This is a genomic window from Gemmiger formicilis, from assembly GCF_016901605.1.
In the GTDB taxonomy this organism is placed as follows: domain Bacteria; phylum Bacillota; class Clostridia; order Oscillospirales; family Ruminococcaceae; genus Gemmiger; species Gemmiger formicilis_B.
This window is the reverse complement of sequence record NZ_JACJKP010000708.1, coordinates 1-230: the sequence shown is the minus strand read 5'-3', so window position 1 is coordinate 230 and position 230 is coordinate 1. Positions and strand designations below refer to the sequence as shown.

Below are 230 nucleotides of genomic sequence, written 5' to 3'. Positions count from 1 at the left end.
CGTACCAGCGCAGAAAGTCCTGCGCGCCCGGCACTGCCGGCCCAGGCCACAAAAGATTGCAGATCTTCCCGGCAGCGGGCTCCTTCCGGCATGGCACCCACTGCTGCCAGATAACCGGTACGCGCCAACAGTTCTTCCATCAGACGATCCACCGGCAGCGTCCGTGCCAGACGGCGGTATTCGGCCAGTGCCTCGGTAAAAGCGGAGAACCGTTTCTGCCCCCCATACAA

General features: G+C 63.0%; 1 protein-coding gene. It reads right to left on the bottom strand.

Annotated elements, in window-relative coordinates:
- Nucleotides 1-230: hypothetical protein (locus H6B10_RS16560; protein WP_204652476.1), on the bottom strand; the 230-nt coding region annotated here is incomplete at both ends.